The organism is Thalassolituus oleivorans MIL-1 (assembly GCF_000355675.1).
Taxonomy (GTDB): Bacteria; Pseudomonadota; Gammaproteobacteria; order Pseudomonadales; family Oceanobacteraceae; genus Thalassolituus; species Thalassolituus oleivorans.
Map to the genome: position 1 here is coordinate 1,896,071 of NC_020888.1, position 23,786 is coordinate 1,919,856.

Below are 23,786 nucleotides of genomic sequence, written 5' to 3' on the forward strand. Positions count from 1 at the left end.
GGTGAATTAGTGACCGGCGAATTTCATAGATACACCGCGAATATCTACATCATCCAATGAAATAGCGCCAAGCATTTGACCGCCTAGTGATACTTCTGGAGCATAAATATCAAATACGTTTGTGGCGCTCAAGCCACTGCTAAAATCGACTACGAAGCCCGACCCGTCAGGCTCAGCAAACATATTTGCTCTAAGAGTAGCCACTCGAGAGGTTGTCGTAGGACTGCCGTTCTCCTCGATTGTTTCGAAGTATTCCGCACCAGCAACAACCATATTGTCAATTTTCAAGCCAAGCATAGAGGTCAGATCAATATCCATATCCTCGATACCAACTTGCGCAGACAGCTGAATATTGGTGTACATCTGAGAGGCCGCATTTACTTTATCTTCGATAGTTGCTTTAAAATACAAAGCACCACCGTAAACACTAAAACCGTCCACTAGAGTTGCACCTTTAGTGCCGTTTGCAGCACTTAGAAATACTTCGTCAACTGTGATTTCGAAATCAACAGGACTAATACCATCTGTTGGTGAACCGTTAAGAACCATCTTACCAGTTGAGTCTATGTCGATGATAAACTTAAAGTCATCGATATTTGCGGTATTGCCAGGATTGGGGAAACCAAACAGTGTACTGCGCCCCTCACCGCCCCCGATATGTATAGTGCTAATAGACAAAGAGCCGCCATCGCCATCTAGACCATCAGTGGTATCGGTATAAACGATACTACCAATATCCAAAGCTAAATCTAACTCGATATCAACTCCAGCCTGACCGGTAACCTTTGTAAGATCGTAATCACCTAGTTCTGATAATTCTGCGTGTGCTGACAACGATGCCGCCAGAACGCTTAGAGAGAATGCTATTTTTTTCATGATCTTTCCATGATTATTATTAGTGTCAGCAACAGTCTAGGGGGCTAAAACAAGGGATACAATAGGTTACACAACATTTCTTTGGGTTTTGGCTTGAGAATGGTCTTGTCGACCATATTGACGACGATTTACGCCACACTGGCACAATCAGTCCCAGTCTCACTGGTGTGAAGTTACCCCAGCGAGACAAGTCCGCCCCTTACACTAACCTCTGGGGTCGCATCCTCAATCGCATCGCACTCTTCTATTAGTTGGTAATAGGCATTACGTGAAAATCTTGCCCACAACCCATCGCGAATATGGATCATTGGAATCATAAGGCCGTCAAGTTCTGACAGCGCGAAGTTGTCTGTGGTGATTTCTACCACACCATCAATGTTTAGCGCCGCAAATAGCCCACCCTGATCCCGCTCAATCATGTTGACAACAAACGGAAGATCTTCGACCCGAATTCGCCATTTTTCCACTGGAGTAAGCAGAAAATAGTCATCGCCCTCTTTGCGCAAAATGGTAGAAAACACCTGCACCAACTTCTTGCGCTCTATCTTCACCCCCTCATGCCACCAAGTTCCATCCTTGCGAATGACCATATCCATGTCACCTGATAACTCTGGATTCCAACTCATAACCGGAGGTAACTTACTAGAGGTAGCTTTAATGCCTAACTGGTGTGCTAATTCATCAAGCGTCACAATTAAAGCCCTCTCTGCCATTCCTGACGTAATGCAATCCTGTCAGGCTGATTAATCGCTGTATCAAGCTGCTTAAGCATCTCTTCTTTATCGGCACCTAGGGTGCCTTTGAGGGGCAGATAATTGGATGCATGATCACTACGAAATACAGTATTGCTAAGCTCCAGCGTGTCTATAAAGCGGCGCAGCTCTACAAAGAGATCATGCTGATTCGGCAGCTGATAATTCCCCGCAAACCCCTCCTGAACACGTCTATCACCGAGAGGGTAGCTGACAACAAGAGTAGACAGAAAATCCGGCTGTGCTTCATTCATCAAACGAGCTGAATTAACAGCATGCTGCTCGCTAAGAGCAACTCCTCCCATACCATTCAAAACCATAACCGAAGTCTTTATTCGGGCTTCCTTAAGCTTATTAAGGGCATCCAAAGTGCTCTCATAAGTCTCACCTTTGGATATCGCAGTTAATACTTCGTCATCGCCACTTTCCGCACCGACATAAGCAATACCAAAGCCTAAATCGGCCAACTCTTTCAACTCACCAACTGATTTTTTGCGTATATTGCGTGGCAAACAATAAGCTCCAACTCGCGTCACCCATGGAAGCTCAGCCTTAATAGACCGCAAAATATTAACAAGACGACGAGTAGGCAATACTAATGCATCACCATCAGCTAAAAACACTTTTTCAAATCGAGGACCGATGGCGGCAGCCTGTTTAATTTCAGCCAAAACCTCTGCTTCATCGCGTGCTCGAAATTTTTTCTGCGGCTGAGTGTACATATCGCAGAAAGTACACTTATTCCAAGAGCAACCATTCGTTACTTGAAATATCAGCGAGCGAGCTTCGCTTGGTGGACGAAAAATAGGTTCAATATATTGCGGAAACATAGCGTATATATCTCTTGGTGGTATCAGCAAGAAAAAGACGGATAGTCGCTGGATTATAACCGAAGCGTAACAGAGCTTAAGAGAGGATAAAATGGTGCCCGGAGCCGGAATCGAACCGGCACGACCGTTAAGTCGCAAGATTTTAAGTCTTGTGTGTCTACCAATTTCACCACCCGGGCATCGGGTGTATACAGGCGACTCATGCTGAGTCAACTTACTGCCTGCAATAAAGAAACCTGAAGTTCAGGCATCTTTTAACAATGGAGGCGCGAGCCGGAATCGAACCGGCATCGGCGGATTTGCAATCCGCAGCATAACCATTTTGCTATCGCGCCGTTTTAGCAATTCAACATCTAGGCGAAACCTAAACATCTAAAATACTTGGAGCGGGAAAGGAGATTCGAACTCCCGACCCCAACCTTGGCAAGGTTGTGCTCTACCAACTGAGCTATTCCCGCTAAACGTGAGGCGCATTTTATGCGACGCGCCAAGTTAGTCAAGCTTTTTTCTTTGTTTTTAACGACTTAGCGATAACTTTCGCAAATTTGTACATAAAAAATACGATCTAACCGCGCCCTTTAAGCTCAGGCCACGCAGCTTTTAAATACACCAGCATCGACCAAATGGTTAAAACTGCAGCAAGGTAAAGACTTACAAGACCCATATTTGTGAATAGCGGCACCCCGTCAGCGGCCAGAAGTATGGTGATCGACACCATCTGTAGCGCAGTTTTCACCTTCCCTACATAACTAACAGCGATATTTGCGCGCTTGCCCAGTTCCGCCATCCACTCGCGCAAGGCTGAAATTACAATTTCCCTACCAACAATAATGCTGGCCGGAATGGTTAGCCACACGGCCGAGAAATGCTCAACCAGCAAAACAAGTGCCACTGATACAATCAATTTATCCGCTACAGGATCAAGAAATGCGCCGAGAGGTGTTGTCTGATTCAACTTCCGTGCTAAATATCCATCAAACCAATCCGTGATAGCGGCCAATGCAAACAAAATGGCCGCCCAAATCTTGCCGTGCTCACCAAACCAATAAAATGCAATCACCATCATAGGGATCATTAAGATACGCCCTAAGGTGAGAATGTTTGGCACGTTCATATACTGCTAATCTCCTACTCTTCGCCATGTAGCCGCGCAAATATTTGCGCAGCGAGTGTCTTGCTAATACCCGGGACTCGCTCAATTTCTTCTTTTGGCGCTCCTCGCATATTCTTTAAACTACCAAAATGCAGCAGTAGTTCTTTGCGTCTCTTAGGGCCAATACCCGGAAGGGATTCAATCTCCGACTGGCCTCTACTTTTTGCTCGTTCTTTTCGATGCCCAGTAATTGCAAAGCGATGCGCTTCATCGCGCACGTGCTGCAATAAACGGAAACCCTCATCATGAGCGTTCGGCATTATAGGTCGCTCCGCACCTGCCTCCCACAGATATTCCCATCCTGACTTGCGAGTCGTTCCTTTAGAGATACCAAATGCAGGTAAGTTAGAGATCGCTAAATTCTCTAGCACCGTCGATATTCTATTGATCTGCCCTTTACCACCGTCAATTAACAATAACCCTGGTAAATCATCCTGATCTTTCAAACGTGTCAAATGACGTGTCACTGCGTTTTCCAGCGCCGCGTAGTCATCCCCCGCTGTCACCTCCTTCACCGAGAAACGACGATAGCGCTTTTTATCTAAGCCTTCATCACCATAAACCACACAGGAGGCATAAGCCGCCTCCCCTTGGGCGTGACTGATATCGAAGCATTCAATGCGCCCCGGCGCGGCAGCCAAGCCTAATAGCTCAGCCACTTTTTGCATTTTTAATTTAGCTGCTTGGCGCCCCGAAATACGAGTCTGCGCCCCCGCTCGGGCATTTTCCTGAGCCATATGCAGCCACTGACGCTGCTCGCCACGAACGCCGCGAGCATGAGTCATTTTCGCACCTTCTTGAATGCGCAAAGCTTCTAACAGAACAACTAAATCTTCAATGGCGACATCTGCAACGATAACATCAGGCAATCCATCTGCAGCATGCCCACCCAAATAGAACTGACTCATATAACTTATGAGTACCGTCTCCAAACCGTCGCCAGCCCTATCCTCCGGAAAGAAACTTTGACTATTTACCATCCTTCCAGCTCGAAAGGTCATACGCTGTACACACAAAATTTCTTGCCATTCGATCACAGCCCAAACATCGGCATTGTGATCACCGCGCTCAACGAATTGTCGCTCCTGAATGCGCCGCAACAATTCAATTTGATCACGAATTTCACCAGCGCGCTCAAATTGCAAAGCTTCCGCCGCAGCAGTCATAGACGCCTGTAGGGCTTGCAGCAAAACCCGACTGTTACCTTCGAGAAATAACGTCGCATGCTCAATATCACGACGATAATCATCTGCACTAATAATACCTACGCAGGGTGCCGAACAGCGCTTAATCTCGTGCTGCAAACAAGGTCGACTACGATGATTAAAATAGGAATCTTCGCAGGAGCGAATTTGGAACAGCCGCTGTAAATAGCTAAGCGCCTCCCTTACTGCAGAAGAGTTTGGATAGGGGCCAAAATAACGCCCGGCACCCTTACGCTTTCCTCGACGATAACTTAGTAATGGATACGCATGATCAGAGAGATGCAGATACGGGTATGACTTATCATCCTTCAGCAAAATATTGTACTGAGGGCGATGCTTTTTAATTAGCGTCTGTTCAAGCAGCAAGGCCTCAGCCTCACTGCCAGTGACGGTAATTTCGATATGGTCAATCCGCGAAACCAACGCAACCGTTTTCGCATTGAGACCGCGGGCTCGAAAATAACTAGAAACCCGATTTTTGAGGTTTTTTGCTTTACCAACATATAGCAACTCAGAATCAAGGCTATACATTCGGTAGACGCCTGACCGCTGAGTCAGTCCTCGTAGAAAAGCAGGAATGTCAAAATTCGACATCAACCACCGTCAATTGGGTCAATAAGACCGTGGCGCAGGGCTAGCAGGGTCATCTCAACATCACTTTCGATATCGAGTTTTTCAAAAATGCGGTAGCGATAGCTGTTAACGGTTTTAGGGCTCAAAAATAACCGTTCACTAATTTCAGATACCTTCTGGCAACCAACAATCATCAAAGCGATTTGGAGTTCACGCTCTGATAGCTGCTCAAACGGCGATTCGAGTTCCGTTTGAAACGGCTTGAGCGCCATTCTTTGCGCAATTTCGGGGCTGATATATTTCTGCCCAGACTTCACTTTAACAATAGCGCGCACCATTTCATCAGCATCCGCACCTTTGGTGATATAACCAGCCGCTCCCGCCTGAAATAAGCGCGAAGCATATGGCTTGTCGTCGCAAGCAGTTACTGCAATGACATGCATTTCGGGATGTGATCGTAAGATTTTACGGGTAGCCTCAAGGCCACCAATACCCGGCATACGTATATCCATTAAGATAACATCTGGCTCAAGTTCTTTCGCTTGACGAACAGCATCCTCACCGCTCTCTGATTGACCAACCACAGAAATACTTGGTGAATCAGCCAGCAGGCGAGATATGCCCGACCGCACCAACTCGTGATCATCTACAACAAGTACTTTTATCAAAGGCCTACCTCAAACATTATTAACAGCGCATTGCTGCTGTCGCAGAAATATAGCAAACCCTTCACATTGGGTATATGCGTTTACGCTGCCAACCATGACGTAAAGGATTGAGTTCTTTAGCAATTTCCATCACTCCGTCGCGACTATTCAATTTTTGCGAGAACCCTAGTCGCTCAGCTAATTTCAACATCCCTGCATTTTCTGGCAATACCGTCCCGTATATCTGCAACACGCCCCGAGTGGTTAGATACTCAATTATCCCCGCCATTAAGCGACGACCAAGCCCCTCACCTCGACAGTTATCATCAATAATGACAGAGAACTCAGCAGCAACATCGTCGGGATCAATCCAAACACGAACAACCCCATACATGGCGTCACCATTGAGTGCTACAAACGCCATTTCGCGATCGTAATCAATTTGAGTTAGTCGAGCTAACTCCTTGTGATCAAACTGGCGGCGCGCGGAAAAGAAGCGCAATCGCAAAGATTCTGCACTCAAGCGATGGTAAAAAGCATTCAACAAAGGCTCATCTTCGCCGCGAATAGGGCGAATCAGATATTCTCGCGACGTACCACTCGTATATTGCTGCTCCAATTCTTTCGGGTAAGGCAAAATCGCACTCTTAACTGCGACACCCACTTCTGCAGCAACCCCGATAACTCTGAATCGCCCGACCTGCTGACGAATTGCATTGACCTCTAACCCTGCAAGCCAAGGGTGATTTAATGCAATATGCGAAAGTGCAACCAACCAGCGTTCCAACGTTAACAGCTCACGCTCTGGATTTTCTGACCGCTCTTGTAGCACCTCATAAAAATGAGAGCGACGAATAAGCTTTTCTGCCAAGTTGGCATTTAGCGGTGGTAAACCCACCTGTCGATCAACCAATATGTCTGCTGTTGTGCCGCCCCCACCAAAGAAGAGATAAGGTCCAATTTCGCTATCTCGCCCGATACCTATTGAAAACTGCAGGTTATCTAATGCGCGATGCATGGTTTGCAAGGTGTATCCAAGCACTGGACTCTCTGGAAAGGTTTTTTCAATTGCCGCCTCAAGCTTTCTCGCCGCAGGAGCGATGTCTGCAGGATCACGAATATCCCGCACAACACTACGCAAACGTTCTCTAGGATTGTCACCATAAGCAAATGGATATAAATAATTGCGATGATGGACGCGTAGAACCCACGGCCCCTCAATTTGCCCCGAAGCGGAGATCAATTCATCCAAATTGGTTTTGTATAAATTGTCAGCGCAAGCGAAACCGTACGAGCTTAACAACTTATAGGCATAACTCGGCTGTAAGAAATCCCCAGGTTTATGACAAGCCAGAATTTCGCGATCCACCTCGTTATGCTGAGCTGAGACAGGAATTTCTAAACTCTCAGGCGTCTGGCGCAACAATTCTTGTGTACGCTGATGCTGAACCATATACATGTACGACTTTATTGCATTATCCGGCGTTTCAAATGTAGGAATTCCATGTTTATCAAAGCAATCCCTAGCCGTTTCAACGGAGTACTCTCCCATCCAACTAGTTAATACTGTTTTATTGGATGCTGAGGCCACTTCAACTAGCGCCTGCGCATTAGCAAGCGGATCTGATCCCAAGCTAGGAATATAGATAACGAGAACTGCATCAACCTGACGATCTCGCAGAAGCGCACTCGCAACAGCACTTAGCTGTTGCGGCTTAAGTTCTGGATTCAGCAATATGGGATTATCAGCCTTGACGTATTGTGGCAAGATACCGCGCAAATGCGCACGAGTTTCCGATGATAATTGCGCCAGCTGTCCTTTGTCATAAAGCAGCCTATCCATCCCCAATATAGCGGGCCCGCGCCCATTGGCTATGATGGCCAAACGCGGGCCAAAGCTCTCTCGACGACGACTTAGCGCATCGACGCAATCAAACAGCTCATCAGTGGCATTTACACGCAAGACGCCAGCTCGAGCCAGCACCTCATCAATGAGATCATCACGTCGGCGCAAGCCTTTCGGAGTAGCAATGCTATTTAGAGGGCTATCTTGAAAACGATTACTTTTAACCGCGAGCACCAATTTATGCCTTGAAGCAGCTCGCAACGCCCGGAGCAATGCCTTACCAGAGCGAATTTCATCTAGCTGAATAAGCAAAGTCCGGACCGTGGATTCTTGGGTAATGTAATCAATCAAATCCGGCAAGGTAACGTCTTGGCTTTTACCAAGCGTCACCACATGAGAAAATCCGATATTGCGGCTATAAGCCCAGTCCATAACACCGGATGCCAACGTTCCCGACTGACCAACATAAGCTATGTGACCTGGACGCACAGGAACGTGCAAAAAGCTGGCATTAAGATTTCGCTGCGGAATTACCATGCCTATGCAGTCTGGCCCCAATATCCGCATGCGTGTACGATGGATAACCTCATTCAAACGATCTGAAGACGGTCGAAACTGCCAAGATCGCGTGCGAGCAATACCGCCAGTCAGCAACATAGCGGCGCCAACACCAAGCGCATGGAGTTGTTTAATAACTTTAGGAACTGTCTCTGCGGGTGTGCAGATGATGGCTAAATCAGGAACAACATCTAACTGGGAAATCCGCGACACTGCAGGAATACCATAAACCGTAGGATATCCTCGCGTATTGACCGGCAATATTTTCCCAGGAAACTGCCCTGCTAATAAATTGCGAACAATCGCACCGCCCAAACTTCCCGGGCGCTCAGAACCACCAATAACGGCAATTGTTTGTGGCTGAAAAAAATACTCCAGCGATCGCGTACCCATAAAAAACAATTCCAATACAAATTTTGCGAATTCCGGTGCCGTCGTTACACTGATCAAAACACCGAGAAAGAGTGCATATGAGCACCGCATATTTTACTTCTGATCAACACTTCGAACATGGCACTGGTGACGACCACCCAGAGCATGCCATGCGCATCATGGCAATTGAACAGGAGCTTAAAGCCCGAGGCCTTTGGGATCAACTGATTCACGTCAATGGACCGGCAGCTAATTTGCCGGACATTTTACGTGCGCACAGCCCAGGTTATGTAGAGCAACTGGGGTTAATCCAACCACAACAAGGCTGCATCTACGTTGATGAAGACACCCCTATGACATCAGGATCACTTCACGCCGCGATCCACTCGGTAGGCGCATGCACAGCCGCCCTTGATGCCGTACTAGCTGACCAGTACAACAACGCCTTCGCGGCGGTACGCCCACCGGGTCACCACGCAGAACACCGCAAAGCAATGGGGTTTTGCTTTTTCAATAACGTTGCCATTACTGCGTTGCGAGCGGCTGACGTCCATCACCTGCAACGTATCGCCATACTGGACTTCGACGCCCACCAAGGCAATGGGACTATTGATATCTTAGGCAATGATCCGCGCTTTCTTATTCTTTCAAGCTTTCAACACCCCTTCTATCCCTACACGCACTATCAAGATAACCGTTACAATAATTTAGTGAACGTTCATCTTGATGCAGGCACGGGAAGCGCGACCTTTCGCGCAGCTATCGAAAGCAGCTGGTTTCCAGAACTAAGGCGATTTGCGCCAGAGTTGATTTTAGTGTCCGCTGGCTTTGATGGTCACAAAGCAGATCCTATGGCGGAGTTAAATCTTGAAGATGATGATTTTTCGTGGATTGGCAGAGAGATAGCAAAAGCATGCGCAGCGAGGCGCACACCTTGGGTCAGTGTGTTAGAAGGAGGGTACAACCTAAATGCACTTGGACGCTCCGTCGCGGAATACTTATCCACTAAGGTCAGTGCTGGTAACGAGTAATTGCCATTTAACACACAAGACTACACAATGGCGGTATTAAAAAACGCGTTCCGAGTCCAAGCTTAAAGCTCATGTTCAGCTGAGCTCTATTTATGCAACTAGAACACATTCCGCCGATTATACGCTCTGCAACAAGCTGCCCCAAAAGCTGGAGCCGGCTAGTTGCTGTCGAATGGGTTATGGTCGGGTCGCTGCTATTAGTTAGTAGCGCCGTTCTTATGATTGCTTTGCGCTAACCTTAACAACACACCCTGATTCCTAACCATCGAGCAGACATAAAAAAAGCCAGCATTGCTGCTGGCTTCTTAAAATAAGTGGCGGAGGGATAGGGATTTGAACCCTAGATAGGCTATTAACCTATGCCGGTTTTCAAGACCGGTGCTTTCAGCCGCTCAGCCATCCCTCCGAACCGAGACGTATAATACCCGATATTTATGGACCGTCAATAATTTTTTAACTAAAAATCAACGTTTTAGCGAAATTTTTTAAAATACACTTAATGATCCGCCATCTCGCCTTTCTGTTTGGTTTTACCTCAAAGTAAACTTATCATTGTCGGTGACTTAGACTAGGCACACATATGGCAACCTTTACACTGCTTGTTACATCAAGTCCAAACTCTACAGACCTACACCTAGCAGCGACTGAATTTGCAAATGCAGCTGTCAAGGATGGTCACATCATACGGCGAGTGTTCTTTTATGGTGACGGTGTTTATGCAGGGCTAGCCTCCCAGCAACCGCCGCAGGGGCAAGAATCTGCATTACACCTCTGGCGGCAATTGAAAGAAGATTTAGACACTCCACTTCAGGCATGCATTGCCAATTCATTGCGTCGAGGAGTTACAGATTGCCGTGAAGCGAAACGATACAACCTCGGTGAAGCGACGCTAGCGGATTGCTTCGAGTTGTGCGGATTGGGCGAGATGGCGGAAGCTCTGAATGATAGCGACCGAGTAATTCAATTTTAAACAGAAGCCGACACCTGTGAAAAAGCTCCTAATTACCATTAATACCGCCCCTACTCCCGATACCGAAACATTGGAGTTTGTATTGGCGATGCTCGCATTCGATCACGAAGTTCGCCTGACGTTTATCGGTGATGGAATCTTTTGGCTGATAACTAATCAGCAAGCCCGAAAACCAGCAGGAAAATCTCCGCAAAAGTTAATAGCTGCACTAGAGATGTACGGCTGTGAGCATATAACCTACTTCGAAAATCAGTTAACAGCGCGCGGATTGGCAACAACCAACATCAACCAATCGGCCACATCTCTCTCAGAAGAAGCGTACGCCAGTTGGCAAGCGGACGCAGACCACTGCATGGTGCTTTAATGATTCTCCATCAAATCCTATCCGGCAAAACACAAACATTAACAGACCTAAGCACTGTCATTAACCCGCATGACGGCCTAATGCTGATCGGTGACGGCTGCTATCAAATTAGCAATCGGAAACTCACTGCGATGACGTCGAATATTTTTGCTCGAACACAAGATGTGGACTGCAGGGGTTTAGCGAATCTAGCGCAAGAAATTGACCTAAAACTCATTAACGACGCAGAATGGGTTGGCCTAACATTGCGATTCAACAAGGTTGTTAGCTGGAAATGACATTTAGTACCGATAATGACGGCTTTTTATTAAATCTCGCCGATTGGAATGCTGATGTCGCTCAGAGCATTGCCTCCAACGAAGGTATCGAACTGAGCAATGCGCACTGGGAGGTTCTACATGCACTGCGTGAATTTCATGCTAAGTACGATCTATCGCCTGCAATGCGCCCATTAACTCGTCATTTAAAAGAATCACTGGGTCCAGAAAAAAGCACGAGCATATACCTGTTGAAATTATTTCCTGGCAGTCCAGCAAAAATCGCCGCCAAAATCGCGGGCCTACCCAGACCGGAGAACTGCCTTTGAACAACCACCCTCTCGCTGACTATGTTCGCATATTGGCACGTGGAAAAAATGCTAGTCGCAACATGACTCAAGACGAAGCTAAATTCACGCTCGCGCAAATGCTTGAAGGCAATTATCACCCTGAGCAGTTAGGCGCGATATTTATGCTTCTACGAGTTTTGGAAGAAACACCCGAGGAAATAGCCGGATTTTCTGCCGCAGCAAATCACTACTGGCCTGCAGGCTCGGATGAATTTGATTTGGTCTGGGCTAGCTATGCAGGAAAGCGACGCCAACCCTTTTGGTGGATGCTATCTGCATTGCTTCTTAGTCAAATGGGTTATCGCATTCTCGTGCATGGCACACTGTCTCACACCCCAGGGCGTAAATACGCTCATGAAGTGTTTAAAGAACTAGGCTTACCTATCGTTAGCGAAGACAACAGCGCAATCAAAACAGAATCATTAGTGTACCTGCCCTGCGCTCAAATCAATGAGCGCCTGCAGCAATGGCTATCACTGAAAAGTATTTTGGGCGTTCGCTCCCCAATAAATACCGTTATGAAAACAATTTCACCAAACGGAGTACCGTCAGTTCAGGGGGTTTTCCACCCCAACTATCGAGCAATACATACAGAGGCAGCCAAGCTTAACCATGAACTCGCGTTGGTCATAAAGGGTGAAGGCGGAGAGTTCGAGGTCAATCCAGAACGTAAGTGTATAGCCGATTTCCGATTTGCCGACAGCAGCGGGCAAATCGAAATTGCAAATACTCAAAGCCACTTTGCTGACAAACCCGAGAATACCGACACATCGGCCCTAATATCGTTTTGGCGCGGCGAGACAGGCAGCATTTATGGTGAAACCGCTGTACTCAATACCGCAGCGCTCGCTCTTTGCCTAATTCGCCAAAATGATGATTTTGGGCAAGCATTAGACGATTGCACCAAGGCTTGGTCAGGGCGTGATTGCACAATAATCTAGCTGATTTATTTCTACCAATAGAAACAAAAAAAGCCCCTCAAGGGGCTTTTTTACTCAGAGAACAAACTCACACTTTGAACTGATCAGTCACGGTTTGGAGAGTTCTAGATATATCTGTCAGGGCCTTACTAGCAGCCTCAACCTTCTGCATACTCGCCATCGCAATCTCCGATGTCTCGCGAATACCGACAACGTTTTCTTTAATACTGTAGGCGGCTTTCTCTTGACGATCAGTTGCCGCAGCAATTTGATTATTCATCGCTGTAATTGATTCAACTTTCTCGGTAATCGCTTGCAGACTCTCATCCGTTTTCGCGGCCTGATTGACACTGGTTTGCGCGCGCTCCTTGCTAGAACTCATGACATCCACAGCAGATCGTGCCGCTGCCTGAAGTTGCTCTATAACAGTTTGAATTTCTTGAGTTGAATCTTGGGTTCGTGAAGCTAACGTGCGAACTTCATCCGCCACAACTGCGAAGCCTCGACCTTGCTCACCTGCTCGTGCAGCTTCGATGGCAGCATTAAGAGCAAGTAAGTTAGTCTGTTCCGCAATGCCTTTAATAACATCAAGAATACTACCAACATTAGCAGTGTCAGACTCTAACTGGCGAATCACTTCACTGGCACGCTCAACCTCACCGGCCAAGCTATTAATACTTTTCACTGTTTCATTAACGATAGCACGGCCTTGCTTTGCAGTACTGTCAGCCTCTTGCGCGGCCTTAGCTGCTGAGCTCGCATTAAGCGATACCGCTTTCACACTGCCTACCATTTCTTCAACAACCCCAGATACCTGCTCGGCCGCTAGACTTTGGCGTTCTGTAATCTGAGACGTTTCATTAGTAAGACTGCCGAGGTCCGCTGATACAGAAGCCAATGGGCGAGTGGAGCGAACCACCTCACCAATGCTACGGTGCAATTTATCGACAAACTGATTAAACCAATCAACCACATCGCCAATTTCATCTTGAGACGTTTTCTCAATACGACGGGTTAAATCCCCCTCTCCTGACGCTATATCTTTCAGCGAATGCAATAAACCTACAACAGCCGTACGAATCGAGCGACTGGTACTCCACGCAACAGCAATCAGAATGATAAGGGTAACGACGGTAACCAATACCCCTAAGGTTAAAGCTTGCTGGGCTGACTGGTTCGATGACGTAACAATATCGTTAAAAGCGTTGACGCTAGTTTCACTGTAATTTTGCAGGCTAGCTCGGGAAGCTTCTAAGGCAAGATTCATTGTTTCTACCGCTCCCGCCATTCCGGCCGGAGCCAAGGTTCCGGTGATCATGCCTTCGGATAGCGCCAGCGCAGACTTGAAGTAGCGATTAAAACCCTCCTTGCTAGCTGAAATTTGGGACTCGCTGTCAGGCCACAGCTTCGATAAGGTCGCAAACCCCACATTCATTTCTTCCTGAAGCCGAGTTGCTGCCTTTATAAAATCTTCTTCACCTGTGGTAACTGCCGTTGAAAATAACTCTTCTATGCGAGATAGGCGAACAAGGTTTGAGCGAGACTCTTGAACGACTGGAAAGAATACATTCTGCACCATGCGTAGGCGTTCTGAGTTAGCGCTGTTGATATTGCTGTTTACAACCAAGCTTATTATAAAGCCCAAAATTGCTACACCAGCGATCATTTGAATTTTGGCTTTAATGCTCAGTGTGTTCAGGAAATTCATGCTTAGCCCGACCCTAATTTATCTAGTTAAGGTTAAGCATAGTCGAATTTTCCCAAAGCAAACGGTTGCTTATATCAAAAAGCTTCTTGCGGCCTGAGTTAGCGCCACTTCAACGTTTCATGTAGCGCGACCACAGAACCTACAATGGTAAGTGTTGGCGCTTGAATATCGTGAGTTTCGATATAACTGGGCATCGTTTCCAATGTGGCAACATGCACCTTTTGGTCAGGCAACGTACCTTTTTCTACCAAAGCGATCGGTGTTGCTGCTGGCATGTTGTGGGCAATTAACTGCTGGCAAATATGCGGCAATCCAGCCAATCCCATGTAAATCACAAGTGTTTGCGATGGATGTATCAATTCTCCCCACGGTAAGTCACAAGTGCCATTTTTTAGGTGCCCAGTCACAAAGCGCACACTCTGCGCATGATCGCGATGCGTTAGTGGAATACCAGCGTATGCAGAACAGCCACTCGCAGCCGTTATTCCCGGTACCACTTGAAACGGAACGCCGGCGGCCGCAAGCTCTTCTATTTCTTCGCCGCCGCGGCCAAATATAAACGGATCCCCTCCCTTAAGACGAAGAACTCGCTTCCCTTTTTTTGCTTCCTGCACCAGTAATTGATTAATACCATCTTGTGGCACTGAATGGTCGCTTCGAGCCTTGCCTACGTAAAAGCGCTCTGCATCCGGACTAAGGAATTCCATAATTGCAGGGTTAACCAAGCGATCATAAAACACAACATCAGCGGATTGAATTAAACGCAGAGCACGAAAAGTTAAAAGGTCTGGATCTCCAGGGCCCGCCCCTACAAGAAAGGCTTCACCGCGCGACGGATGCTCACCAGCCAATAAAGCCTGCGTAATTTCGTCGGCCTTCGTTTCTTGTTTAGCGAGAATTAAATCGGGCGCTTGGCTTTGCATCCATCGCCGCCAGAAGCTAGGTCGTTTTGTCGCTTCGACCACCGACTTCACTTGCGCTCGCAATGATTCGACCACGTTTGCTAGGTGGCCATACTGCTGAGGTAAAAAGGCTTCTAAACGTTGCTTTATATGGCGAGTTAAGGCTGGTGAGGCACCGCTACTAGAAACGCTAATAAGTAGCGGCGAACGATCAACGACGGCAGGAAAGATAAAGTCATTGTCTTCTTGGTCGTCAACCCGGCAAATTAACGCACCTAACTGCTTAGCCAAATCAGCCTGAGCTTTGTTCACTTCCGCATCATCCGTCGCAAGAACAACAAATGCACCAGAGGAATAAGCCTGATCAAAACCGACTTTTTCGAGGTTGAGAGTAATTGCACCACTATCTGCCAAGGCTTGCACCTCGGCAGATACCTGAGGAGAAATCACCCTAGGGTGACAACCCGCTTTTACCAGCGTTTGAATTTTTCGCGTTGCTACTGCTCCGCCACCAATTACTACAAACTGGCGGCGATCAGCGCGCAATACCAGTGGTAACGTCATCATAACTGTCGCGCCCTACTTAAAACTCAAACCTAAATTCAACAATTACTGAGCTGCTCTCAAACGATCAAGACCGCCCATATATGGCTTCAATGCTGCTGGAATACGAATACTGCCATCAGCTTCTTGATAGTTTTCTAATACAGCGACCAAGGTACGACCAACCGCCAAACCAGACCCGTTGAGCGTATGTAATAGCTCGGGCTTACCGGTTTCCGGGTTACGCCAGCGTGCTTGCATGCGGCGCGCTTGGTAGTCACCAAAGGTGCTGCAAGATGAGATTTCTCGGTATTTTTGCTGACCGGGCAGCCACACTTCTAAGTCATACGTTTTGGCTGCCGAAAAGCCCAAGTCCCCGCCACACAAAATCACTTTGCGGTAAGGTAATTCCAACTTCTGTAGAATGGCTTCGGCATGACCCGTTAGCTCTTCAAGTGCCGCTTCTGAATCTCCAGCTCGTACAAACTGCACCAGTTCGACCTTGTCAAATTGGTGCTGACGAATCATGCCACGCGTGTCACGACCATAGGAGCCCGCTTCGCTTCGAAAGCATGGCGTATGCGCCACTTTTTTCACTGGCAATTGTGTGTCGTTTACGGCGTCACGTAGCAGGTTGGTAACCGGCACTTCAGCAGTAGGTATTAGATATAAATCTTTTTCGCCTTGGGCTTGTGGGATTTTAAACAAATCCTCTTCAAACTTGGGCAACTGACCTGTGCCTTCTAGTGCTTGGCGATTAACAAGGTACGGCACATAGGTTTCTTCGTAGCCATGCTCGTCGATATGAGTATTAAGCATAAATTGCGTAATAGCGCGATGCAGGCGGGCGATGGGTCCGCTCATCACGGCAAATCGTGAGCCAGCGACTAGCGCCCCAGCATCGAAATTCAAACCAAACGGAGCACCAAGATCAACATGATCTTTCGGCTCAAATGTGTATTCCGCCGGGGTACCCCATTTCAAGACTTCAACATTATCATCTTCGTCTTTACCAACAGGCACTTCTGCCATAGGCACGTTCGGGATCGTCATTAGCAGTTCTTGCAGGGCCTGCTCAGCATCTTTCGCATCTTGTTCGGCTTTCGACAAATCCGCATCAATACTGCTCATAACTTGTGCTTTGGCTTCTTCTGGCGACATGCCTTGGCCAATCAAAGCGCCTATTTGCTTAGACGCTTTTTTCTTTTCAGCCTGCAGCGACTGAGCTTGAGTCATTGCGCCTTTGCGACGTTCATCGAGCTTAGAAAATTCAATATCATCAAAGACATAGCCTTTTTTGTTAAGACTATTTTTAACATCATCTAGATTGTCGCGTATAAATTTAATGTCGAGCATTGTTCTTCTGTACCAATGATTAAGTCAAAGACTTAGATAGCCAAATACCTGCCAGCGTTGCCCCAAGACAACCTAAAACACTAACACCGACGTAAGCAGAAAATGCCAACATCCGTCCTTGTTGCAGCAAGGTAACGCTTTCTAATGAAAATGTGGAAAACGTCGTAAATGCACCGAGAAAACCTATCATTGCAATCTGCCGATGATAGTCTTCACCCCACTGGTGCTGAACCAGCCAAACGTAGGCCACGCCAATGGCAAAGGAGCCTAGCAGGTTCACCGATAACGTACCATAGGGAAACGGCTTGTCGGCCCACTTAAACACGGCGCTAGCCATTGCAAACCGGGCCATCGCACCAAGGGAACCGCCAAGAGCAATCCACAAATACGTCATGTGTCTTCCTTCTGCTGATAACGTTTATTAACGCTGATTTTATTGAGATGTCTTAAGTGTTCTAGCTTCTGCCCTATTTTTTGCTCCAGCCCTCGCGGCACTGGTTGATAAAACTGCTGCTCAGCAAGCTCTTCAGGCAAGTATGCTTCACCCGCAGCAAAGGCATCCGGCTCATCATGGGCATAACGGTATTCAGCACCATAATCGAGTGATTTCATTAGCTTTGTCGGCGCATTACGCAAATGCAATGGAACCTCATACCCCGGCGACTCCCTGATAAGCCGCCGCATTTGGTTATAGGCGCTGTACACTGCGTTGCTTTTTGGCGCGCAGGCCAAATACACGACAGCCTGGGCCAACGCTAACTCGCCTTCAGGGCTACCCAGCCGCTCTTGCGCCATCCATGCATCATTGCAGAGTGTTAGCGCGCGCGGATCCGCATTACCAATATCTTCACTGGCCATACGCACAACACGACGAGCCACGTAAAGCGGATCGCACCCCCCATCCAGCATTCGACATAGCCAATACAGAGCACCATCCGGATCGGACCCGCGGACAGACTTATGCAAGGCTGAAATCTGGTCGTAAAACGCTTCGCCGCCTTTATCGAAGCGACGTAGGCTGGTCACCAATACCGCTGCTGCATCTTCTTTTGAAAGATTGGTATTGCCGTTGAGCTGCAATGCTTGCTCGACCAAGTTGATGGCGCGACGTGCATCGCCATCCGCAGCTTGGGCAATATATTCAACAGCAGCCTCATCACCACTCACGTCGCAAAAACCCAGTGCGCGGAGCACCACTTGCTCGATTTCCGCTTGCTGCAAACTTTTGAGCACGTAAACCTGAGCACGCGACAGTAAAGCGTTATTTAACTCGAAAGAGGGGTTCTCTGTCGTCGCCCCGACAAAAACAAAGGTGCCATCTTCGACATATGGCAAAAAAGCATCTTGCTGCGACTTATTAAAACGATGAACTTCGTCGATAAACAACAAGGTTTTACGACCGCGAGCACGAACCTGCTTGGCACGCTCTACCGCTTCACGTATTTCTTTTACGCCCGACATGACCGCACTAATAGCGAGAAACTGGGCATCGACGTAATGCGCAATAAGACGCGCCAAGGTGGTCTTACCAACACCCGGAGGGCCCCAGAAAATCACCGAATGTATTTGCCCAGAATCCAAAGCACGACGCAATGGCGTACCTTGGCCAACCACATGTTGCTGGCCAATATATTCATCAAGGGTGTTAGGACGAAGGCGCGACGCTAGCGGTTCGTAAGGCGCACCTTCAGAGAATAGATCAGAAGCCATGGCGTCCGTCGATCACATCCACGCCTTCAGGCACATCAAATACGAATGTCATAGAATCCAAAGCCTGATTGACGCGTTGTTTGCTGAATTCAATCAGGGTGGTTTGCCCCGCGGCATCAAAGATGCGCATGGTCTGTAAAGTATTGGCCTTATAGTCAAACTCTAGGGCCACAAACAACTGGCTTTTATCATTTGGCGTGAGGCGATAGCGCTCAAGCTTGTCGGAATCGAGACGTTCAACACTATAATTTTGAGCAATTTCAGCGACGTTACCACTCAGCAGTAATGCAGGCGTTTCCTGTAGTCGTTGGTCTAAGTTGCGAATGGTTACTTGTTCTAAGTCCATATCATATATCCAGACCAACTCACCGTCAGATACCACGAGTTGCTCGTACGGTGGATTTGTCTGCCAGCGCATTTTACCGGGGCGAGCAACAATTAACTGCCCAGTAATTGTTTGCATTTCTTGCCCTTGCGCATCGACCGTTGATTGTTCGAATTGAGCATCAATACTAGTGACGCTTTGCAAACGCTGCAGAAAGTCATCAAGCGGCGTTGCGGCCAAAACCGTTTGAGCCATTGCGAATGTAGCGGTTAAGAACAAAGCTTTAAAACCAGCGGTGAATATAGACTTCATATCAGTGGGATAATCCTTAAATAAAATTCAAAGCATCAATGACCGTTATTACCGGCCAAGACTTCGCGCGAACCGTTGTGTGCTGGCGAAGACACTACGCCTGCTGCCTCCATTGTTTCTACCAGACGAGCCGCGCGATTATAGCCAATGCGTAATTTGCGCTGCACGGATGAGATGGAACACTTTCCAGACTCGATTACAAAAGCAACGGCATGATCATAAAGATCATCTTGCTCCCCGTCTTCGTCACCTGGAATACCAACCCCTTCTTCCGCTGTTTGTGTGATTTCTTCAATATAATTAGGTTCGCCGCGCAGCTTCCACTCAGCTACCAAACGATGCACTTCGTCATCATCAACAAATGCCCCATGCACACGCTCTGGTACGGCGTTACCAGGTGGCATGTAAAGCATGTCACCATGTCCCAGTAATTGCTCTGCACCACCTTGATCTAAAATCGTACGAGAATCGATTCTTGATGACACCTGGAAGGCTATGCGTGTTGGTACGTTAGCCTTAATTAAACCTGTAATCACATCCACTGACGGGCGCTGTGTGGCAAGCACTAAGTGGATACCCGCAGCACGCGCCTTTTGCGCAATACGGGCGATCAATTCTTCTACTTTTTTGCCAACCACCATCATCATGTCGGCAAATTCGTCGATCACAATCACTATGTATGGCAAGGTTTCTAATAACGGTGGCGACGTATGGAATGACTTATCAATTTGCCAAGTTGGATCGGTGAGAGGTGTACCAGCCTCGATGGCATCTTTAACTTTTTTGTTGAAGCCCGCTAGATTTCGCACCCCCATAGCAGCCATAAGCTGATAGCGTCGCTCCATTTCAGCAACCGACCAACGCAAACCTGCTGCGGCTTCCTTCATGTCGGTGATCACGGGCGTGAGCAAATGAGGAATGCCTTCGTAAACCGATAGCTCCAGCATTTTTGGATCGACTAAGATTAAGCGCAGCTCTTCCGGCGTTGACTTAAACAGCAAACTGGCCAGCATGGCGTTCACGCCAACCGACTTACCGGACCCCGTTGTACCAGCAACCAACAAGTGCGGCATTTTAGCCAGATCGGTAATAACAGGATTGCCGCCAATGTCGTGACCAAGCGCCAAAGTAAGAGGCGATTTCGATTTATCGTATTCTTCCGACGCCAAGACCTCCGAAAGTGACACGACCGCACGGTTCTCGTTAGGCACTTCGATCCCCATCACCGACTTACCGGGAATCACTTCGACTACGCGCACGCTGATCATGGCCATAGAACGCGCCAAATCTTTTGCCAAGCCGGTAATCTTACTGGCTTTAACACCGGGCGCAGGTTGAATCTCAAAGCGAGTAATAACTGGACCGGGCGCTACCGCCGTGACTTCAATTTTGACACCAAAGTCCGCCAGCTTCTGCACCAGTAATTTTGACATTTCACGCAGACGCTCCGGAGAGAATCCTGCTTTTTGATCCGTGCGCGGAGGATCCAACAAAGCTATCGATGGTAGTGGCTCATCCTTTTTAAACAAGCTCCCTTGCAGGTCTCGTTTGGCGCGATCACTTTGACGAGACTCTCGTTTTTCCAGAGGTTCAATGGGAATATCATCTTCATCGACCACAAGCATTTTAGGCGCTGGCACAAGACCACTAGCAGACTTGGCACGAGGCTTAGCTGGAGGCGTAATGATTGGAATTGGCTCATCATCCCAAGGCGTTTCATCATTATACTCATCGGATTTTGACGAAGCTCGGGCTGGAGAACTCACAGGTTGTGACTGTTTTCTTGATACGGTGTTAAATTCAAGATCACTATCATCGGTAGTCGCCCCACCCCAGCTTGGGATTAAGATGTCATCATCTTCGAATGTATTGTCGCCACGATGAATGCCCCTGCTAAGTGATTCCGTTGCTAATTTTTGCGCCGGTTGTTTTTTTCTTCGAGCAAAAACCGTGCTTATTTTTGCAAATAAGGAAGGTTTTTCCGAACGTAACAACTCATCAGCTGACGACGTACGATCGATATACTGTGGAACTGCATCTGACATATGTTCGTCGTCAGTTGAGGATTTTTCGGGTTTGGAAGTTAACTGCGCGATCAATTTAATGCACAACGCCCCCACTCGTTCGAACAAAGCGAGCCACGAAAATTCTAAGAACAAGACCAAGCCCAGCGCCAGCAAGGCAGTCAAAATGAGCGCCGTACCCAAAAAGCTGAATAGCGGCAAAACAAGTGCTATCAGCACATCACCGAGAATCCCACCACTACCGGCAGGCAATGCTATCCCCTGCCAAATGCTCATCTCTGCAAGGCCGCACAATGCCATCAGCGATAACAATAACCCACCGGTGCGGGTTAACCATATTTTACTACCGACACTCGGCGCTTTGCGAAACAACAGCCAAAGCTTAGCCAAGATAAGTGCAGGCACCGCAAAAGCCAAATATCCGAGAAGGTGGAAAAGTAAATCTGCAAGATAAGCGCCCACCCGCCCGATAGAGTTAGCGGTATTGGCTGCTCCAACAGCGGACCATGCAATGTCCTTTGGATTGTACGAAATCAATGATGCGAGCAACAAAACACAACCAAGGGTTAACACCAAGAACCAAATGTCGTGGCGTTTAGCCCAGCCGCTGGTGGCGGCATTTGCGCTAAGCTGGTCTCTTTCAGAATGATCCTGTGGCAAAATAACTTCCTGATTTCAAACACTTCTTTGTCGAAGTTTATCACGGGTTATCCATGATTGATTGGTTAGATGATTACCAGCGCCCTACGTTCCCCGACACATCAAGAGCGATGCATGAGCCTAACGGCCTATTAGCGGGCGGCGGTATTGTCTCGCCCTTATGGCTAGACACTGCCTACCGTCAAGGTATATTCCCTTGGAATGACCCAGAAGAAGAACGCATGTGGTGGACCCCTTCGCCGCGCGCCGTCATTACCCCAGCAAGCTTTCGCATACCGCGGACAGTTCGCAAAGATTTAAATAGCACAAAAGCCCACATTACCGCCAATATTGCTTTTCGAAGAGTCATGCAGGCTTGCGCTGAGCCGCGCGGTTTTTCCGACTCAAAAGACGTTGGCACTTGGATTAGCCAAGACATGATCGACGCATACGAAAGCCTCCACCGCGCAGGGCGTGCGATTAGCGTTGAACACTGGAATGCTAATGGCGAATTAACGGGCGGCTTTTATGGTCTGATGATCGGCAGAGTCATATTCGGCGAATCCATGTTTTCTCACGAGCCGAATGCATCGAAGCGAGCCTTTGCGACTGCAGCACCAAAATTATTTGAATTGGGCATTGAGTTAATCGATTGCCAAATGAAAACGGAGCATCTGGCGCGATTTGGGCTGATCGAACTTGATAGGGATGATTTTGAGAAACAACTGATTCTAAACACGACCAAGCCAACAATCCGTGCATTGCCAGTTGTTTTAAAAAGGTAGCGCAAAGACAATCACACTATGAAAACGATTTTACTCTACAGCCCTCCTGAAACACACGCCTGTGCCTATCTCCCCGACAGAGAGGCGGTAAGCTTATATGCAGATCCACGACATTGGCTAAATAATGAAGAGCTGAGTCATCTTAACCGTCTTGGATTTCGTCGCAGTGGGCGCTTGGTCTATCGACCAAACTGTCCAACATGCAATGAATGCACAGCAGTGCGAGTGACGGCAAAAGATATGCGTTACAACCGAACAATGAAGCGTAAGTTAATCGCTTCTAAGCATATTCAGCTGAGCGTCGAAAGTGCCCGCAGCACAGATGAGCATTACCAGTTATTTGAGCAATATATTAACCAGCGTCATCATGACGGTGACATGTACCCGCCTAGCCGACAGCAATTCAATGAGTTTTTAACCGAGCATTTCGGCAACACCTACTTTTTAAATGCTCGTATAGACGGCGTACTCGTCGGCTGTATGGTATTTGATGTTTTTGATGACGGCGTCTCGTCCGTTTATTGCTTTTATCAACCAAAACTCGAGTCACTATCGCTAGGCACTGTACTTATTTGCCGACTAACCCAATTAGCGGTTTGGCTGGGGCTGGAATTTAATTATCTAGGATATTTGGTCAAAGATTGTCGCAAAATGGCATATAAAGAGCAGTACAGCCCACTACAAGCATGGCGAAACGATAAATGGATTGATCGTGGCTGAGATAGGCCTTTGCTATAAACGTAAAATTGAGGCAGAATGCGCCCGCGTTGTGCAAGGT

The 23,786-nt window shown here is 47.7% G+C and carries 22 protein-coding genes and 4 tRNA genes; 8 read left to right on the top strand and 18 right to left on the bottom strand.

The genetic code is table 11. The annotated features are described in order from the left end of the window. Positions 1-6 precede the first annotated feature (6 nt). The 10 genes from TOL_RS18320 to TOL_RS08565 all read right to left on the bottom strand — a co-directional run bounded on the left by TOL_RS18320 (position 7) and on the right by TOL_RS08565 (position 8,833). Entirely contained in the window at positions 7-876 is an 870-nt protein-coding gene (locus tag TOL_RS18320) for a DUF6160 family protein (protein ID WP_015486918.1), read from the bottom strand. A gap of 173 nt (positions 877-1,049) precedes the next feature. Then, positions 1,050-1,568: a DUF1285 domain-containing protein gene (locus tag TOL_RS08525; protein ID WP_015486919.1), complete on the bottom strand. Its 519-nt coding sequence runs from the start codon at positions 1,566-1,568 to the stop codon at positions 1,050-1,052. A gap of 2 nt (positions 1,569-1,570) precedes the next feature. Next, positions 1,571-2,458 (bottom strand): radical SAM protein, encoded by an 888-nt coding sequence (locus tag TOL_RS08530; protein WP_015486920.1) that lies wholly within the window; start codon positions 2,456-2,458, stop codon positions 1,571-1,573. Positions 2,459-2,550: 92 nt separating this feature from the next. Beyond that, positions 2,551-2,637, bottom strand: a tRNA-Leu gene (locus tag TOL_RS08535). A gap of 82 nt (positions 2,638-2,719) precedes the next feature. Further along, positions 2,720-2,793 (bottom strand) — tRNA-Cys (locus TOL_RS08540). A 47-nt stretch (positions 2,794-2,840) separates the two neighbouring features. After that, positions 2,841-2,916, bottom strand: a tRNA-Gly gene (locus TOL_RS08545). Between the two features lie 107 nt (positions 2,917-3,023). Then, positions 3,024-3,572 carry a CDP-diacylglycerol--glycerol-3-phosphate 3-phosphatidyltransferase gene (gene pgsA / locus TOL_RS08550; protein WP_015486921.1) on the bottom strand — a complete coding sequence of 183 codons (549 nt, stop codon included), beginning with the start codon at positions 3,570-3,572 and terminating at the stop codon, positions 3,024-3,026. Positions 3,573-3,586: 14 nt separating this feature from the next. After that, on the bottom strand, positions 3,587-5,410 hold the full coding sequence (gene uvrC, locus TOL_RS08555; protein ID WP_041588456.1) for an excinuclease ABC subunit UvrC: 1,824 nt from the start codon (positions 5,408-5,410) through the stop codon (positions 3,587-3,589). Beyond that, positions 5,410-6,057 carry a UvrY/SirA/GacA family response regulator transcription factor gene (uvrY, locus tag TOL_RS08560; protein WP_015486923.1) on the bottom strand — a complete coding sequence of 216 codons (648 nt, stop codon included), beginning with the start codon at positions 6,055-6,057 and terminating at the stop codon, positions 5,410-5,412. The genes uvrC and uvrY overlap by 1 nt, the downstream gene beginning before the upstream one ends. A 61-nt stretch (positions 6,058-6,118) precedes the next feature. After that, positions 6,119-8,833, bottom strand: a complete 2,715-nt coding sequence (locus TOL_RS08565; RefSeq protein WP_015486924.1) for a bifunctional acetate--CoA ligase family protein/GNAT family N-acetyltransferase — start codon at positions 8,831-8,833, stop codon at positions 6,119-6,121. A gap of 77 nt (positions 8,834-8,910) precedes the next feature. Here TOL_RS08565 and TOL_RS08570 point away from each other — a divergent pair, with 77 nt between their 5' ends. Next, positions 8,911-9,843, top strand: a complete 933-nt coding sequence (locus TOL_RS08570; RefSeq protein ID WP_015486925.1) for a histone deacetylase family protein — start codon at positions 8,911-8,913, stop codon at positions 9,841-9,843. Positions 9,844-10,158: 315 nt separating this feature from the next. On the opposite strand, the gene TOL_RS08575 is transcribed toward TOL_RS08570, so the two are convergent. Then, a tRNA-Ser gene (locus TOL_RS08575) sits at positions 10,159-10,249 on the bottom strand. A gap of 174 nt (positions 10,250-10,423) precedes the next feature. Between TOL_RS08575 and tusD the strand changes: the two genes are divergently transcribed. Genes tusD through TOL_RS08600 form a run of 5 tightly spaced genes read left to right on the top strand, consistent with a single transcriptional unit; the run spans position 10,424 to position 12,725 of the window. Then, positions 10,424-10,813, top strand: coding sequence for a sulfurtransferase complex subunit TusD (gene tusD, locus TOL_RS08580; RefSeq protein WP_015486926.1), 390 nt, complete (start codon positions 10,424-10,426; stop codon positions 10,811-10,813). 16 nt (positions 10,814-10,829) lie between these two features. Further along, positions 10,830-11,177, top strand: a complete 348-nt coding sequence (locus tag TOL_RS08585; RefSeq protein WP_015486927.1) for a DsrE family protein — start codon at positions 10,830-10,832, stop codon at positions 11,175-11,177. After that, on the top strand, positions 11,177-11,455 hold the full coding sequence (locus TOL_RS08590) for a DsrH/TusB family sulfur relay protein (protein ID WP_015486928.1): 279 nt from the start codon (positions 11,177-11,179) through the stop codon (positions 11,453-11,455). Before TOL_RS08585 ends, TOL_RS08590 begins: the two co-directional genes overlap by 1 nt. Further along, on the top strand, positions 11,452-11,763 hold the full coding sequence (locus tag TOL_RS08595) for a TusE/DsrC/DsvC family sulfur relay protein (protein WP_015486929.1): 312 nt from the start codon (positions 11,452-11,454) through the stop codon (positions 11,761-11,763). Before TOL_RS08590 ends, TOL_RS08595 begins: the two co-directional genes overlap by 4 nt. Next, complete coding sequence (locus tag TOL_RS08600; protein WP_015486930.1) at positions 11,760-12,725, top strand: glycosyl transferase family protein; 966 nt, start codon at positions 11,760-11,762, stop codon at positions 12,723-12,725. Before TOL_RS08595 ends, TOL_RS08600 begins: the two co-directional genes overlap by 4 nt. A gap of 67 nt (positions 12,726-12,792) precedes the next feature. On the opposite strand, the gene TOL_RS08605 is transcribed toward TOL_RS08600, so the two are convergent. The 7 genes from TOL_RS08605 to TOL_RS19475 form a co-directional block, all read right to left on the bottom strand. Next, positions 12,793-14,412: a methyl-accepting chemotaxis protein gene (locus tag TOL_RS08605; RefSeq protein WP_015486931.1), complete on the bottom strand. Its 1,620-nt coding sequence runs from the start codon at positions 14,410-14,412 to the stop codon at positions 12,793-12,795. Positions 14,413-14,510: 98 nt separating this feature from the next. Beyond that, the gene (gene cysG, locus TOL_RS08610; protein WP_015486932.1) at positions 14,511-15,881 is read right to left on the bottom strand and encodes a siroheme synthase CysG; all 1,371 of its coding nucleotides are present in this window, start codon (positions 15,879-15,881) and stop codon (positions 14,511-14,513) included. A gap of 42 nt (positions 15,882-15,923) precedes the next feature. Continuing rightward, positions 15,924-17,213, bottom strand: a complete 1,290-nt coding sequence (serS, locus tag TOL_RS08615; protein WP_015486933.1) for a serine--tRNA ligase — start codon at positions 17,211-17,213, stop codon at positions 15,924-15,926. A gap of 19 nt (positions 17,214-17,232) precedes the next feature. Then, positions 17,233-17,607: a fluoride efflux transporter CrcB gene (gene crcB, locus TOL_RS08620; protein WP_015486934.1), complete on the bottom strand. Its 375-nt coding sequence runs from the start codon at positions 17,605-17,607 to the stop codon at positions 17,233-17,235. Further along, positions 17,604-18,923 carry a replication-associated recombination protein A gene (locus TOL_RS08625; protein WP_015486935.1) on the bottom strand — a complete coding sequence of 440 codons (1,320 nt, stop codon included), beginning with the start codon at positions 18,921-18,923 and terminating at the stop codon, positions 17,604-17,606. The genes crcB and TOL_RS08625 overlap by 4 nt, the downstream gene beginning before the upstream one ends. Beyond that, a complete protein-coding gene (lolA, locus tag TOL_RS08630; protein WP_015486936.1) occupies positions 18,913-19,560 on the bottom strand; it encodes an outer membrane lipoprotein periplasmic chaperone LolA in 648 nt (215 codons plus the stop codon). The genes TOL_RS08625 and lolA overlap by 11 nt, the downstream gene beginning before the upstream one ends. Positions 19,561-19,595: 35 nt before the next feature. Next, on the bottom strand, positions 19,596-22,244 hold the full coding sequence (locus TOL_RS19475; protein ID WP_015486937.1) for a DNA translocase FtsK: 2,649 nt from the start codon (positions 22,242-22,244) through the stop codon (positions 19,596-19,598). Between the two features lie 53 nt (positions 22,245-22,297). On the opposite strand from TOL_RS19475, the gene aat reads away from it, so the two are divergent. Both aat and TOL_RS08645 read left to right on the top strand, forming a co-directional pair. Continuing rightward, complete coding sequence (gene aat, locus TOL_RS08640) at positions 22,298-23,008, top strand: leucyl/phenylalanyl-tRNA--protein transferase (protein WP_015486938.1); 711 nt, start codon at positions 22,298-22,300, stop codon at positions 23,006-23,008. Positions 23,009-23,026: 18 nt separating this feature from the next. Continuing rightward, positions 23,027-23,728, top strand: a complete 702-nt coding sequence (locus TOL_RS08645) for an arginyltransferase (protein ID WP_015486939.1) — start codon at positions 23,027-23,029, stop codon at positions 23,726-23,728. Positions 23,729-23,786: the final 58 nt, after the last annotated feature.

What these genes read in the sequence shown, in the direction of transcription:
- TOL_RS18320 (WP_015486918.1), bottom strand. Translation starts at nt 876, where the DNA reads ATGAAAAAAATAGCATTCTCTCTAAGCGTTCTGGCGGCATCGTTGTCA.
- TOL_RS08530 (WP_015486920.1), bottom strand. Translation starts at nt 2,458, where the DNA reads ATGTTTCCGCAATATATTGAACCTATTTTTCGTCCACCAAGCGAAGCT.
- pgsA (WP_015486921.1), bottom strand. Translation starts at nt 3,572, where the DNA reads ATGAACGTGCCAAACATTCTCACCTTAGGGCGTATCTTAATGATCCCT.
- uvrC (WP_041588456.1), bottom strand. Translation starts at nt 5,410, where the DNA reads ATGTCGAATTTTGACATTCCTGCTTTTCTACGAGGACTGACTCAGCGG.
- TOL_RS08565 (WP_015486924.1), bottom strand. Translation starts at nt 8,833, where the DNA reads ATGGGTACGCGATCGCTGGAGTATTTTTTTCAGCCACAAACAATTGCC.
- TOL_RS08570 (WP_015486925.1), top strand. Translation starts at nt 8,911, where the DNA reads ATGAGCACCGCATATTTTACTTCTGATCAACACTTCGAACATGGCACT.
- tusD (WP_015486926.1), top strand. Translation starts at nt 10,424, where the DNA reads ATGGCAACCTTTACACTGCTTGTTACATCAAGTCCAAACTCTACAGAC.
- TOL_RS08590 (WP_015486928.1), top strand. Translation starts at nt 11,177, where the DNA reads ATGATTCTCCATCAAATCCTATCCGGCAAAACACAAACATTAACAGAC.
- TOL_RS08595 (WP_015486929.1), top strand. Translation starts at nt 11,452, where the DNA reads ATGACATTTAGTACCGATAATGACGGCTTTTTATTAAATCTCGCCGAT.
- TOL_RS08605 (WP_015486931.1), bottom strand. Translation starts at nt 14,412, where the DNA reads ATGAATTTCCTGAACACACTGAGCATTAAAGCCAAAATTCAAATGATC.
- cysG (WP_015486932.1), bottom strand. Translation starts at nt 15,881, where the DNA reads ATGATGACGTTACCACTGGTATTGCGCGCTGATCGCCGCCAGTTTGTA.
- serS (WP_015486933.1), bottom strand. Translation starts at nt 17,213, where the DNA reads ATGCTCGACATTAAATTTATACGCGACAATCTAGATGATGTTAAAAAT.
- crcB (WP_015486934.1), bottom strand. Translation starts at nt 17,607, where the DNA reads ATGACGTATTTGTGGATTGCTCTTGGCGGTTCCCTTGGTGCGATGGCC.
- TOL_RS08625 (WP_015486935.1), bottom strand. Translation starts at nt 18,923, where the DNA reads ATGGCTTCTGATCTATTCTCTGAAGGTGCGCCTTACGAACCGCTAGCG.
- lolA (WP_015486936.1), bottom strand. Translation starts at nt 19,560, where the DNA reads ATGAAGTCTATATTCACCGCTGGTTTTAAAGCTTTGTTCTTAACCGCT.
- aat (WP_015486938.1), top strand. Translation starts at nt 22,298, where the DNA reads ATGATTGATTGGTTAGATGATTACCAGCGCCCTACGTTCCCCGACACA.
- TOL_RS08645 (WP_015486939.1), top strand. Translation starts at nt 23,027, where the DNA reads ATGAAAACGATTTTACTCTACAGCCCTCCTGAAACACACGCCTGTGCC.